10 protein-coding genes are annotated in these 13,691 nt (G+C 59.4%); 4 read left to right on the top strand and 6 right to left on the bottom strand.

Features of this window, described 5'->3' with window-relative positions:
• Positions 1 to 13: 13 nt before the first annotated feature.
• Positions 14 to 1,270 carry an efflux RND transporter periplasmic adaptor subunit gene (locus tag NHAM_RS16890; protein WP_011511684.1) on the bottom strand — a complete coding sequence of 419 codons (1,257 nt, stop codon included), beginning with the start codon at positions 1,268 to 1,270 and terminating at the stop codon, positions 14 to 16.
• A 298-nt stretch (positions 1,271 to 1,568) separates the two neighbouring features.
• Here NHAM_RS16890 and NHAM_RS16885 point away from each other — a divergent pair, with 298 nt between their 5' ends.
• Entirely contained in the window at positions 1,569 to 2,243 is a 675-nt protein-coding gene (locus tag NHAM_RS16885) for a response regulator (protein WP_011511683.1), read from the top strand.
• Complete coding sequence (locus NHAM_RS16880) at positions 2,244 to 3,641, top strand: ATP-binding protein (RefSeq protein WP_011511682.1); 1,398 nt, start codon at positions 2,244 to 2,246, stop codon at positions 3,639 to 3,641.
• Here NHAM_RS16880 and NHAM_RS28370 read toward each other — a convergent pair.
• Positions 3,622 to 4,353, bottom strand: a complete 732-nt coding sequence (locus NHAM_RS28370) for a sensor histidine kinase (RefSeq protein WP_245269927.1) — start codon at positions 4,351 to 4,353, stop codon at positions 3,622 to 3,624. The two genes, NHAM_RS16880 and NHAM_RS28370, sit on opposite strands and share 20 nt — an antisense overlap.
• 210 nt (positions 4,354 to 4,563) lie before the next feature.
• On the opposite strand from NHAM_RS28370, the gene NHAM_RS28365 reads away from it, so the two are divergent.
• Complete coding sequence (locus tag NHAM_RS28365) at positions 4,564 to 4,851, top strand: hypothetical protein (protein WP_245269926.1); 288 nt, start codon at positions 4,564 to 4,566, stop codon at positions 4,849 to 4,851.
• Positions 4,852 to 4,916: 65 nt separating this feature from the next.
• On the opposite strand, the gene NHAM_RS16870 is transcribed toward NHAM_RS28365, so the two are convergent.
• The gene (locus tag NHAM_RS16870) at positions 4,917 to 5,582 is read right to left on the bottom strand and encodes a response regulator transcription factor (protein ID WP_011511680.1); all 666 of its coding nucleotides are present in this window, start codon (positions 5,580 to 5,582) and stop codon (positions 4,917 to 4,919) included.
• Positions 5,583 to 5,866: 284 nt separating this feature from the next.
• On the opposite strand from NHAM_RS16870, the gene NHAM_RS16865 reads away from it, so the two are divergent.
• On the top strand, positions 5,867 to 8,182 hold the full coding sequence (locus tag NHAM_RS16865; RefSeq protein ID WP_011511679.1) for a TonB-dependent receptor: 2,316 nt from the start codon (positions 5,867 to 5,869) through the stop codon (positions 8,180 to 8,182).
• A gap of 1,183 nt (positions 8,183 to 9,365) precedes the next feature.
• On the opposite strand, the gene NHAM_RS16855 is transcribed toward NHAM_RS16865, so the two are convergent.
• The 3 genes from NHAM_RS16855 to NHAM_RS16845 all read right to left on the bottom strand — a co-directional run bounded on the left by NHAM_RS16855 (position 9,366) and on the right by NHAM_RS16845 (position 13,445).
• Positions 9,366 to 10,475, bottom strand: coding sequence for an IS5-like element ISNha7 family transposase (locus NHAM_RS16855; protein ID WP_011509106.1), 1,110 nt, complete (start codon positions 10,473 to 10,475; stop codon positions 9,366 to 9,368).
• Positions 10,476 to 10,775: 300 nt separating this feature from the next.
• Positions 10,776 to 12,317, bottom strand: coding sequence for a nitrate reductase subunit beta (narH, locus tag NHAM_RS16850; RefSeq protein ID WP_011511677.1), 1,542 nt, complete (start codon positions 12,315 to 12,317; stop codon positions 10,776 to 10,778).
• Between the two features lie 327 nt (positions 12,318 to 12,644).
• Positions 12,645 to 13,445: a hypothetical protein gene (locus NHAM_RS16845; RefSeq protein WP_245269924.1), complete on the bottom strand. Its 801-nt coding sequence runs from the start codon at positions 13,443 to 13,445 to the stop codon at positions 12,645 to 12,647.
• Positions 13,446 to 13,691: the final 246 nt, after the last annotated feature.

Below are 13,691 nucleotides of genomic sequence, written 5' to 3'. Positions count from 1 at the left end.
CGACCTGTATTTGTCAGGTTTGTTTGGAAGCCGTCATCCGGTCGATGAACAGGCTGCCGCGGGTGACGATCTTCTCGCCCGGATTGAGCCCATCCAGCACCTGGATCAGCCGACCGTCTGATTCTCCAAGCCTGATCTGACGCAATTCGACCGAACGGTCGTCACTGGCAACCCAGACCCGCGCGTTGCTGCCTTCATAGATCACCGCCTCGCGAGGCACTGTTGGCGTTGGCCTCCCCTCGCTGGTGACGATCGTGACGCTCGCAAACATCTCGGGTTTGAGCAGCCCGTCGACATTATCGATGCTGGCGCGGACCAGAAGCCGCCGGCTATCCGGATCAATTCCCGGAGCAACGTAGTCGATCCGCGTCTCGAACAAACGGTCCGGCTCGGTCAGCACCGTGAACGTCAGGCGCTCGCCGATCCGCACTTTGGCGACGTCGGTCTCGCGCACATAGGCCGTGATCCAGACCTTCGACGTATCTCCGATCAGGAAAACGGGATCGCCATCGCCCGCGCCGGCGCTGACATACTGTCCGGGGCCGACCTTGCGTTGCAGAACGGTTCCGGCCAGCGGCGCATACACGGGTGCGTCGGGCGTGAGTGCGCCCGTTTTCTCGAACGCTTCAATTTCCGCATCGGTTTTGCCAACCAGCCGCAACCGGTTGCGCGCGGCCTGAAGGGCAATCTCCGCCGAACGGGAATCGTTCTCCGCGGCGGTGAGATTGGCCTGGGCCTCCTGCCATTCTCGCTGCGACGCTGCCTTGTCCTTGGCCAGGGTCGACATTCTCCGCTCGACGATCTGCGCGAGGTGGACTTGGGAAACCGCCTTGTTCCGGGTCGTCAGGGCGACAACGAAATCCTTCTGGGCATCGACGGAGTCTGCCGCCGCGATCACAAAAAGAAGCTGTCCTTTCTGAACATTGTCGCCGGGCGCAACCATCAATTTTGTCACCCGGCCCGTATATGGCGCGAAGATACGGGTCGACAGGTTCTGATCGATTGCGATCTTGCCTTCGGTACGAAATTCAGAGCGAAATGCATGTTGCTCGACGGGCTGCACCGTCACGGTGCCCCATTGCGCCGCCGTCAGACGCAGCTTTCCGTCGGCCCGCTTGATTTCGCCGTCCAGCGCTGAATTGCGGGTGGCGCTGCCACGGTCGATATTCAGAACGGTCGCGGCCGCCGCAATCATGACCGATGCGGTCATCAGGCCGATAACGGTCCGTGGAATTGTCCACGCTCGCCAGAGTGACGCCAGACGAAGCATGACTTCGTATCTCCACTTCCTCATAATCTGCCGGATATCTCCGGGCAGCCTGCCTCGTCAGGAACCGACGATTTTTGTTGGCTCAAGAGCTTGCCGGCTCAAGCGATTTTGCGGACGAGCATGATCCCGATGCACGGCATATCTGCTATAGGAGTTGCGTCTTACGGCAGCCTTACAGCAACGGTTATGACAGCTACCTTACACACAGCTTACAATCGGAGCCCTGCGAGGTCGGAATGACGCCAGCATCCGCCCGGCTGCTCCCGATCACCGTAACAGGCGGGTCAAAGGGGCAGCCATGAGAGTCCTGATTGTGGAGGACAGCGAAGAACTGGCTGACCTTCTGGCGAAGGGGTTGCAGGCGGCCGGCTACGAGATCGACGTTCTGGCCAACGTGTCGGACGCATACAGCGGGCTTGGAACGACCCGCTATGCCGCGTTAATTCTGGATCTGGGTTTGCCCGACGGCGACGGGCTTTCGATCCTGCGCGAGCTGCGGCATCGCAAAGACCCTATCCCGATCCTGGTGCTCACTGCACGCGGCGGCGTGGAGGATCGGGTTAACGGCCTCCGGAGCGGGGCAGACGACTATCTCGTCAAGCCTTTCGCCTTTGACGAACTGGTGGCCCGGCTCGAGGCGCTCCTCAGGCGCCCGGGACAGTTGCTCGGCAGTTCATTGCGGCTTTCGAACGTAACTTTCGACACCGAAGGCCGACAGGTGTTTGTCGACATGAAGCCCCAAAATCTCTCCGCTCGGGAAATCGCGGTACTCGAACTGCTGATGCGCCGGAAGGGTAGCGTCGTCTCCAAAAAACTTCTCGAAGACCAGATCTTCGGCCTCACCGGAGATGTCGCCTCCAATGCAGTCGAGGTCTATGTGCATCGCCTGCGCAAGCAGCTTCTGGATATCGGCGCAAAGGTAAGGATCACCACCATTCGAGGAGTTGGATATGTGATGATGGAGAGCGACTAGGTGGCGCTGCGAAAATCCATCCTGTCCCGCATCGTCGCCCTTCATGTCGTCGCGGTGATTGTTGCGGCGGTTCTCCTGCGGTTCGTGCTGCACTGGTCGCTGGCGTCGGATGTCGCAAAGCTACAGTTGAGCACGATGGCGGCTCAGACCGAGATTTTTGCCCGCCACCTGAAGCCGCTATCGACGGGGGGATGGTCTCTGCGCCTCCCGGATGGCGTGCGCGATCAGTATTCCGAGACGTACGGTCGCTACGCTTATGCGATCATCGACGGCGCGGGCACGGTGATTTTCTCATCGCGCGCGAATAAGCGACCGCTCTTCGCCATCGATCCGAACGAGGCCGGAATTGTCCCCCACAAAGCGCGAACCCCCGGCGGAGCAAAGACGATCGCCGGAGCCAGCACCCGCGAAGATATTGACGGCCATCCTGTCTGGATACAGGTCGCGGAGGAATTGTCGCATCGGGACGTGATCGTCGACGATGTGCTCGCCAGCTTCCTGCAACAGGTCGTCTGGATAATTGTTCCCGTTCTGCTTCTCCTGCTCGGCGCCGACATCATCATTTTCCGCCTGGCGATCGGGCCGCTACATAGGGCCTCCGACCGCGCGAAGCATATCAGCCCGACGCGCCTTGACGTCCGCTTGCCAACCGACGACATGCCTCCCGAGATCCTGCCTCTCGTGGAAGCCGTCAATCAGGCCCTCGATCGACTGGAGCAGGGTTTCCGCAGCCAGCGTGAGTTTTCCGCCGATGCCGCACATGAACTTCGGACGCCGCTTGCCATTCTCCGCACGCGAATCGAGACTCTCCCCCATAGCGAGGCGAGCCGTGCCTTGGGGCGCGACGTCGAGAATATGAGCAGGGTTGTCGGACAGTTGCTCGATGCGACGGAGCTTGAGACAGCGGTTGTCGATCCGGAAGCCGTTGCGGATCTTCACGAGGTCTGCGTTGAGGTCGCCGAGTTCATCGCGCCGCTGGCATTGAAGCGAGGAAAGAGCATCGAATTGACGTGCGCCGATGAGCCCGTTCTCGTTAAGGGAAACGCGGAGATGATCCGGCGTGCGACGCGAAACCTCGTCGAAAACGCTCTTCATCACACCCCTGAGGGTACCGCCATCGAAATCATCGTCGGCCCTGACGGATCTATCAGTGTTATCGACAATGGCGACGGTGTACCACTGGCGGACCGTGAAGCGATTTTCCAGCGGTTCTGGCGACGATCCTCGCGTGCGAGTGGAGGCGCGGGATTAGGATTGTCTATCGTCAAGAAGATTGTAGAAGCCCATTTCGGGAGCATCGCTGTCGAGGATGGCCCCGGTCGCGGCGCCAGCTTCATCATGCGCTTTCCCCTCGCCGGCGGCGCTTCAGGCCAAACGATCATGCCTGCGGAAATATGATTGTCGCGATCGTACCGATCTGATCTGCCCGGTTTGCATGACGCAACTGCAGGTCGTGGCGATCCGCGGTGGTTTTCGCAATTGCCAATCCGAGGCCAGTGCCTTCGATTTCCTGCGGCGCAGCACGGAAAAAGCGGTCGTAGATGAAAGGCATTGCCTCGTCGGCAATTCCTGGACCGCTATCCAGAATGTCTATCTTCGGTCGATTGTCGGCGAGCAAAAGTCTGACCGTAATCAGCCCGTTCCGCGGGGAATAACGAACCGCGTTGTCGAGAAGGATCGATACCAGCTTCCGGATCGCGGTCTCGTCGCCCTTGACGGAAGCCGCCGCGACAATCTCCCGTTCGAACTGAATGTCGCTCGCCTCGGCAACGGAGACGAAGTCTGCCAGTATCGAGGTGATGAGTGCAGCGAGGTCGATCATCCGATGTTCCGGAGACGTGGCGCCTTCGGTCCTCGCCATTTCCAGGAGCTGACTCGCCAAATAGGAAGACCTCCTGACACCTTCGCCGAGTTCGTTTGCCATCTCCCGGGATTGATCGCTGAGATCCGATGCGAGCAGATTGTCCGCCTGGATCTGCAGCGCCGCAAGCGGCGTCCGAAGTTCGTGTGCGGCATCGGCAACGAAGCGTCTTTGAGCTTCCAATTCCCGACGATAGCGTTCGACCAATTCGTCGATAGCTACGATCAGAGGAGCTATCTCTTTCGGCACTCCCGCAGGTCCCAGAGGTTCGCGCGCGTCCACACTGCGGCGGCCGATGTCGCTTGACAGGCGGTGAAGACCGCGAAGGGTTCGATTGATCGATCGGCGTATGATGAACCAGGCAAGAGGGATTGACAGAAGCAGTGGAAGTGCCGCACCGGCCGCCGCGAACCTCGCAATTTCCCGGCGCGCGCTCCAGGCTTGTGCGATCTGTATGTTATGCTGCGCGTGGCTCCACCGATAGACACGCCATTCCTGTCCTTCGGCCACGACATCGGTAAGCCCCGGTTGAGAGCGCCAAGGAATGTCGACCGGCGGGCCTGCACGATGAACAAGGTTGCCGGAGCGATCCCAGATGCGAACGACGAGTTGGTCCTCGTGCTCCGCGTCCAACAGCGGATCGGCGTCGCGGCGTTCCCCCGGGGCGACATTGATCGCTATCTCCTGAAGCTGCGCATCGAGAAACTTGTTCATCTCGAAGGCTACAAGGAAGAACGACATTGTTGATGCAGCCAGACAGAATGCCGCCAGCAATGATGTAACCGGAGTGATGATAGCCTTGCTAAGCGATCTCATATGCCGGCCTTGGTGACCATCCAGCCTGCGCCCCGTATGTTTCGAATGATATCCTTGCCGTATTTCTTGCGCAGCCCATGAATGACAACGTCGACGGCATTGCTCTGGACCTCCTCGCTCCAGCCGTAGATACGGCTCTCGATCTGGGAACGCGAGAGGATCGTTCCCGGGCGCTCCATAAGCGCGTGCAGGACCGAGAATTCGCGTGCCGAAAGAACAGACTCGATGCCGCGGAACGTCGCGATGTAAGTGGAAGGGTCCAGGGTAATTTCCTTGCTCGTCACCACGGAATTGGATCGAGCATTGACCCGCCGTACGATGGCCCGAATGCGAGCGAGGAGAGCCCGAAGTTCAAACGGTTTGACGATGTAGTCATCAGCTCCGAGATCAAGGCCGGTCACCATGTCTTCGACCTGGTCGCGCGCCGTGATGATGAGAATGGGCGGGGCCTTGCTGGTTCCGCGCATAGCCTTGAGGACATCAAAACCCGACATCTCCGGAAGTCCGACGTCGAGTAGAGCAATAGCATGTTCCGCACGTTTCAATGCGGCAAAGCCGTCCGGGCCATTGCGAACCCAATCGATGGTCATGCCGTTTTGCTTGAGTCCTCGTACGAGCGCCTTGCCGAACATTGCGTCGTCTTCGATCAACAGGAGGCGCATGGCATCACTCGGGTGATCTACTTGGCTGGACTGGACAGCTAATACGTTGCTCGGACGTCGATTGACTGTCAGGGGACCTTCGGCCGGTCAAGCTATTGTCCGTCGCCAAATTTAGAACGATTAAAAATGGCCGCCCGGAAGCTGGCGCCGACGTTCAAGCGAATATTGATCTATTCTAAACGGGATTTAATCCTCACCTAATTCTGTCCCGGCAGATGCGTCCTGTATTTGGGCACGCGGCCGCTGCTTTGAATCAGTGCGGCGCGCGGAATTCGGGGCATTTTATGACGAACATCGGGTCAGGGGTTGAGCGTCACGGTTGGCGCTGCTTATTGTTGTCGACCAGTGCAGCGGTGGTGCTTGGCGCCGGATTGTTGCTCGATTGTACCCCGGCGCTGGCTCAACAGGAACAGTCATCTGCAAATCCGTTGCCGCCGATTCACGTATCGCCGCCGCAACAGAGAACCCGTCGAGCCCGATCGACGCCCAACACATCGAGAGCGGCGCGACCGAGAGGGCGGACCGTCGTTGCCGCGCCTTCGGAGAAGAAGTTTCCGAGCGTGAGCAGCCAGGACGCGAGGACCGGACAGACAGGTTACGTCACACAGAGCACGAGCAGCGGAACGCGAACGAACACCGCTTTGATCAATGTCCCTCAGTCAATCTCCGTTCTTACGAAAGACTTCATCAAGGACCAGTCTTTCACCTCGATCGGCGAAGCGACCCGGTATGTGCCCGGCGTCATCTATCATCAGGGCGAGTCCCATCGGGACGACCTGGTGATCCGCGGGCAGCGAAGCAATGCGGACTTCTACACGAACGGAATCCGGGACGACGTGCAGTATTTTCGCGATTTCTACAATTTGCAGAGGCTCGAAGTCTTGAAGGGCCCCAACGCCATGATCTTCGGGCGTGGCGGCGGCGGCGGCGTGATCAATCGTGTGCTGAAGGAGGCCGATGGCACGACCGTGCGCGAGGTGACAGTCGGCGGCAACTCCTATCCGGGCGCGCGCGTGACGACCGATATCGGGCAGGCCGTCAACGAGAACTGGGCGGCGCGCTTCAATGCTATGTATGAAAATACAGAGAGCTATCGGGATTTCGTCAATCTCGAGCGCTGGGCCGTCAATCCAACCGTCACGTTTGCGCCAAACGATACCACGACGGTCAAGTTGAGCTACGAGCATCTGCACGATCGCCGCACCGTCGATCGTGGTATTCCCTCGCAGATCCTCCCGGGCAACGCGTTGCCGAGGCCTCCGTACGATACGTCGGCATCGACATTCTTCGGCAATCCAAATCTGAACTATGCGCTCGCTGATGTCGACATCGGCACTGCCGTTATCGAGCATGATTTCGAAAACGGGTTCACGGTCCGCAATGCGACCCAGGCGGCGCGCTACGACAAATTCTACCAGAACATTTATCCTGGCGGCGGAGCGAACTCGGGCGCAGTGAATGTTGCCGGTACTTCGAGTAATTTGTCCGCCTACAACAACGAGACGGATCGTACCAACCTCTTCAATCAAACGGACCTGACATACAAGTTCGACGCCGGGATCACGCGCCATACTGTTGTATTTGGAGGCGAGGTCGGTCGTCAAAGCGGCCTGAACTTTCGCCATAGCGGTTTCTTCAACGGCGTGTCGGACACCATCGCCGTTGATCCGAGGAATCCGGTCTCCTATGTCCCGGTGACGTTCGTAAACACTGCAAAGGACTCGAACAACACCTATAATCTTAACCTTGGCGCGGTCTATGTGCAGGACCAAGTCGAGATAACCCGCTATCTGCAGTTGATCGGCGGCGTGCGGTTCGATCATTTCGATCTTCAGTCGCGAGACAGGCGCACTAACGTCGTGATGGGTCGTGTCGACGATCTGGTGTCACCTCGCGCCGGGGTCATCTTCAAGCCAATCGATAATCTTTCGATCTACGGCAGCTATAGCGTGTCGTATCTGCCGAGCGCGGGCGATCAATTCAGCTCGCTCAATCCCGGGCTGGTGATCGCAGAGCCGGAGAAGTTCGTGAACAAGGAAGTTGGGGTCAAATACGACATTCTGCCTCGCCTTCAGTTTGCCGCGGCATTGTATGACCTCGATCGGACCAACCAGCGTCTTGCGGATCCGAACAATTCTGGCTTCTTCCTCCTCAGCGGAGCGACCAAGACTCGCGGCTTCGAGGCGTCACTTGCTGGTTATGTCACGGATTCCTGGCAGATTACCGCAGGGTATGCCTATACGGATGCACGGATCGCAAGCAATACGTCGCCGACGGTCGTGGCGGGCAACAGGGTGGCGCTGGTGCCGTACAATACGATTTCCGTTTGGAACAAATACCAATTCAATCCAATGTGGGCAGCGGCCATCGGGGTGATTCACTATTCGAATTTCTTTGCGTCGTCCGACGATACCGTCCGCATTCCGGATTTTACGCGCGTGGATGGTGCAGTCTTCCTGACCTTGAATGAAACATGGCGTGCTCAGTTGAACATCGAAAATCTGTTCGATCGGAAATACTACGCAACGGCTGACGGAAACAACAACATCACGCCAGGGTCACCGCGGGTATTCCGATTGTCGGCTACCGCCAAGTTCTGATGCGCTTGAAGGTCAGGCGTGGCGCGGAGCCTCATACGGAGCGCGACGAGTGGCGTGACGGGCGCCCCCCGTCGGAGGAGGGTGAAAGCGATGCTGCTTCGGGGCGCTATTTCACATTGGAAATCGATGGCAGGGCGGTCCTGGTGTTCTCGGCCCCCTCATTGAGATCAGCCAAAACGCGCGTGAGAGAGAATTGGTTCGTTCAGGAACTGAGCCAGATGAGAACTGGTGGAAAGCCTTTGTGCGTGTCGGAGAGTACCTTTGTTGTACGAGCCGCATCCCTTCAAGAGAAGAGCGAGGCGGAGGTCTGGTTTTTTCTCGACCGGTTTCGTGGCGACGACGTCAAGTATCATTTTACTTTTCTAGTGCCGATGGACGCACAACCGCATTAGACGCCGATGCGCGATCAGGGATTGTTCGTGGCAAAGAAAGGCCCGCCAGGAGGAAAGAGCGGGCCAAGTCAGGAACTAAGGCGGACGGCACCCGGCCAAAGGCCCGTCCGCGTGGTTAATGTGCAGGGTCAGGAAGGGGTTCCTGGACGCCGGTTTGATCACGGTCATTTGACGGCGGGCGAAAGGCAGATGAACTTTGACGACGTTGCTACGGCGGATCATCACTGGGAAATTTCAGGCACAGTCGTCAGGCACAGCGCTACCGGTGAACCTATTCCGCGAGGCGGCGCTGTGCGTTTTGTGAGATCACGAAAAAGGCCCCCACCGTTTTCACGGCAGGGGCTCACGGATGGGGGATTGACTTTTATGTGGGATGCCTGACCGGTGGCTTCAAGTCGGCGGTGGGTCCCCCCGATGCGAAACAAGAGAAAGCCCGCCGGGGAGGCGGGCCAAGTCGGGTCGGGAATTGCGGGGCGCGGGTCTCCCGTTCCGGCAGATCAATGCGCGGGAAGGGGAGGGAGTTCCAGATGTACGACTTAACTCCTATCGAGCTGCCGGCACTCCGCCGGCGGGTGTGATGGCGCAAGGCGGCACGACGGTGAGAACGCCATTGTGCCGGCCCTGATTGTCAGGCATCCGATGTGTGCAGTGAAGGAATAGAGCGCCAATCTCTAGCAGGCTGTTGAAGAAGTTTCCCACGGAGACGGATATGGAATGGAGTCAGCGTGATCTGCGGGCGGCGCCACCATCAGGGTCCTGATCGAGCATCTTGACGGTGCACGACTTGTGTTTCACGCGGCGGCTGCCAGGAGTTTGGGCAAGCGGATCAGGTTGTAGGCCGCCAGCGCCAGGGTGAAGGTGGCGTTGACGCGGTCGCGGCCTCGCAGCTTGATCTTGGCAAGTCCGGCGGAGGCCTTGATCCAGCCGAACACCTCCTCGATGCGCTTGCGACAGCGTTGGCTGACGGCATATCCGGCATGACGGAGAGTCCTCTGGTCGATCGCGGTCTTGCGCGGCTTTCCGGTCTTGCTCAAATGCCCGTCGATGGCGATGTGCGGCGTGACCGAACGCCGTCTTAAGTCCTCGACGAATGCGGTGACGTCATAGGCCTTGTCGGCGCCCAGCGTGATCCGCCGCTCGCTTTGGCCGCGGTGGCAGTCGATCAGCGCCAACGCCTGATCCCGCTCCGCCGTTCCGGTCGCCCGGCTCACGCCACCCAGCACCGCCAGTCCGTTGCGGTTCTCCATCAGGGCATGGCCGATGTAGCAAAGCTTCGCCGGCTGGCCGCCGCCCTTCTTATAGAGCCGTGCCTCGGGATCGGTCGTGCTCTGATGCGTCTCGTTGCAGCGCTTCTCGTTGTGGAAACTGCGCTCGGCGTTGCGTCCCGGTCCATCACTGTCCTGGTCACCGCCGTCCTTGCGCCGGAAGCTCTTGATCGATGCCCACGCCTCGATCAGCGTGCCGTCGACCGAAAAATGCTCGCTTGATAACAGCCGCTTGACCTGGTGCTGCCCCATCAGCGCGTTCAAGAACTTCGCGGCGATCTCACCTTCAAGCAATCGGTCGCGGTTCTTCGAGAAGGTCGAGTGGTCCCACACCGGGTCGTCCACGCCCAAGCCCACGAACCAGCGCAACAGCAGGTCGAACTCCAGCCGCTCCATCAACTGCCGTTCCGAGCGGATCCCGTAGAATGCCTGCAGCAGCATTGCCCGAAGCAGCTTCTCCGGTGCGATCGAGGGACGGCCGAACGCCGTGTAGAGCTTGTCAAAGTCCCTCGACAGATCATTCAACGCCGCGTTCGCGATCTGTCGGATCGTTCGCAGCGGATGGTCGGAGCGAATCCGAGCCTCCAAGTCCACATAGCTGAACAGCGAGCCTGACCGTTCGTCGCTTCCCCGCATCGCTCCCCCCTCGACGCATCCGCATCAAGAGAATCATGCCCAGAACCGCTGCGCCAGAGACTTCTTCAACAGCCTGCTAGGCCACATGATGGTCGAGCGCGGTTTTGTGGGATCCCGATGCGGCCGATAACGATAAAGGATTATCGCGTCGGTCGATGATAAGGCACTCAGCTCGTTCGCACCAACTTGGGGCCACGAGTATAATCCGTTAGCTCCATGTCGCCGTGGCGGCTGCGCGAGACAGGTTCGAGTTTCCAAGTTCGACCGCTGTCTCGCGCCCGCATCGTGACAAGAAGAAGCCTATGGTCCTCTCGCCGGGTCGGTGTGGAAGCCGACGCCGACCTCGCCTCTGCGAACCGGGTAGTTGCGCGACACCGGATCGAGCTGCGGGAACAGCGCATCGACCGATTCCTCACGCTCCATCGGCGGAACCACAAAGCGTTCCTCGAAGGTCGGCAACGAGGTGAGCCGCCAGATCGCCTCGACCTCGGCCGCAGTGGTCTTGCCTTCGGCGAGCGCCCTTTGCACCTCTTCCTCCGGGATGTCCTTGACCTTCTTCGAGCGCATATAGACACGCACAGCGACAAGCTTCTTGTAGACGTCGCGGATGATGTCCTCATTACCGCCCGACAACAGGCTCGCCATATAGCGAAGCGATATGCGCGACCTTTCGAGCGAACTCATCAACGGTCCCAGTCTCGCTTCCGAGGCAATGTTGTCGTACACGCCGTTTTCCACCTTGGCGAGCACCGGCCCCAGCGGCGGTACGTAGAACAGCATCGGCAGCGTGCGGAACTCCGGATGCAGCGGCAGCGCAATGCCCCACTTCTTGACGAACTGGTAGACCGGCGACTTCTGCGCAGCGTCGATCTTCGAATCGGGGATACCGTTGGCCCTGGCGGCCTCGATGATCTTCGGATCGAACGGATCCTTGATGATGTTGCGCTGTGCCGCCACCAACTGGTCTTGCGGCGCCTTGGCGGTTTCCTCGATCGCATCGGCATCGTAGAGCACGAGGCCGATATACCGGATGCGTCCCACGCACGAGTGGAAGCAGGCCGGAGGCTGGCCGCTCTCGAGGCGCGGATAGCACAGGATGCACTTTTCGGCCTTGCCGGTCGACCAGTTGAAGTAGGTCTTCTTGTACGGGCAGCCGGAGACGCACATGCGCCAGGCGCGGCAGCGCTCCTGGCTGACCAGCACCACGCCGTCCTCGCCGCGCTTGTAGATCGCTCCCTGCGGGCAGGCCGCTACGCAGCCCGGATTGAGACAATGGTTGCAGATGCGCGGCAGGTAGAAAAAGACCGTGCTGTTGATCTCGTTGATCTGGCGCATTTCCTCGTCGGAGGCACCATCGTAGTTCGGATCGTTGTTGGCGTAGACCTGCGAGCCGCCAAGATCGTCGTCCCAGTTCGGTCCCGCCTCGATCGTGTCCATGTACTTGCCGGTCACCATCGAGATGGCGCGCGCGGTCGGTTGCTCGTCGGCCAGGGGCGCGTTGATCAGGTTTTGATAGTCGTAGGTCCAGGGCTCGAAATAGTCGTCGAGCGTCGGCAGATAGGGATTGTAGAAGATATTGGTCAGCGTTCCCCATTTGCCCTGCAGCCGCAGCCGCAGGCTCTTCTGCCTCGTCCCGTCGACCACCCAGCCGCCCCGATACTTGGTCTGGTCTTCCCAACGTGTCGGGTATCCGGTACCCGGCTTGGTCTCCACGTTGTTCCAGTACATGTACTCGGTGCCCTTGCGATCGGTCCAGATGTTCTTGCACGCGATGCTGCAGGTGTGGCAGCCGATGCACTTATCCAGGTGAAAGACCATCGAAACTTGAGATCGGATGTCCATGTGTCGTGCTCCCTTCGTTCGTATAGCTCGTTCCTATGGCTTCTGGTTGCCTTATCGCTAACGCCGCGTGCTTATGCGTTTCGTGCTTATGCCTGATGCAATGCCGATCGTGCCGTCTTGTCCCGAACACTGACGGGTCCGGCTTCACTGAAGCCAGACCACCCATCCAGCAGCGCCATGGGCGGCTTGCGTCGCCGATGCCTTACCTTGTCGTGCTCGGCGTGGGCATCTTCAGGCGGCGGGATCTCACCAGAGAGAACTCGCCGCCTGGGCCCTCACGAGCGCTGAATCCGGTTTCTTAACGCTGACTAAGCAGCTTAAGATCAGCTAAGCAGCGGACTTGACTTTCGTCTTCTTTGCCGGCGTCCGAGCCGCGGGCTTCCTCGGCAATGTTCCCACGGGCATGCCGTTCTGGAAGCCTGCTTCGATCTCGCCGGCAACGACACCTGCAGGCAATGCGGCCTCACGCTGTTGCTTGTGAGCAATCACACGCTGGAATGACCGCGCCAACGCCACCCGGAGTCTGGTGGCTGTGCTACGGACAGTGTCCCACAACATCACCGCGCCTTCGCTCGGTACCAGAACCGAAGCCATTCCCGATCCGACCGACGTCCGGTTCAAAACGAGAGGCGAATCATGCGAGCGGGCCACTGAACCAGCATCAACGTGCTCGTGCTCGTGCTCATTGTCATCGTGCGATATCGCGACCGGCAATTGCAGCACCGTAACAGTTTGGCCCGGTATCAGCCGGTTGACCTTCAGAATTTGCCCATTGGGGAATTCCAACGCATCGTGCTGAACATATGGATCGTTCACATCGATCTGCCGAAAGCTTGCGACCCTGTGATTCACACGGCCCATGCCAAAGCTGGCGCCAAAGAAGTTGAAACTGAAAGCGCTGTCGTATTGGACATCGTCGTCGAACGCGAGCTCCGTTCCGGGCCGCAGGCAGACTGCCAACTCGGGTGGGCTGTCATGGACGACTAGCTTGGTGCCAAGCTCTCCCACGGCGGCAAAGCCGCGCGCTTTTGACCGCGCAAGTTCCATCGTCACCAACTTGTCGGCCACCTTGGCAGGCCGCGAGGAGACGAGATGCAAGCTATAGTCGCACATGAGGTCCTCCTCCAATTCGAACGATCCATTTGCGGCCTCAACATCAACGTGGGCACTTGGTTCCGACAATTTCCTCCCGTCGCGTCACGGACGCCGATCACTTTTCCGGCATTCGTAAAATCTATCGTGTGAAGCCGATTGTTGCGGCGCGAATGACCGCCAACCCGCCTCTAACGGCCGTCTGCTGGTCAACGTCGTGACCGGAGGGGAACCGGACGAAAAAAAGACGACGGCATCCATCTCAATGCGGCAGCAACTGGA

The sequence above is a fragment of the Nitrobacter hamburgensis X14 genome (genome assembly GCF_000013885.1).
Classification (GTDB): Bacteria; Pseudomonadota; Alphaproteobacteria; order Rhizobiales; family Xanthobacteraceae; genus Nitrobacter; species Nitrobacter hamburgensis.
Note: the sequence above shows the minus strand (reverse complement) of the source record. Positions and strands in the feature narration are given on the sequence as shown.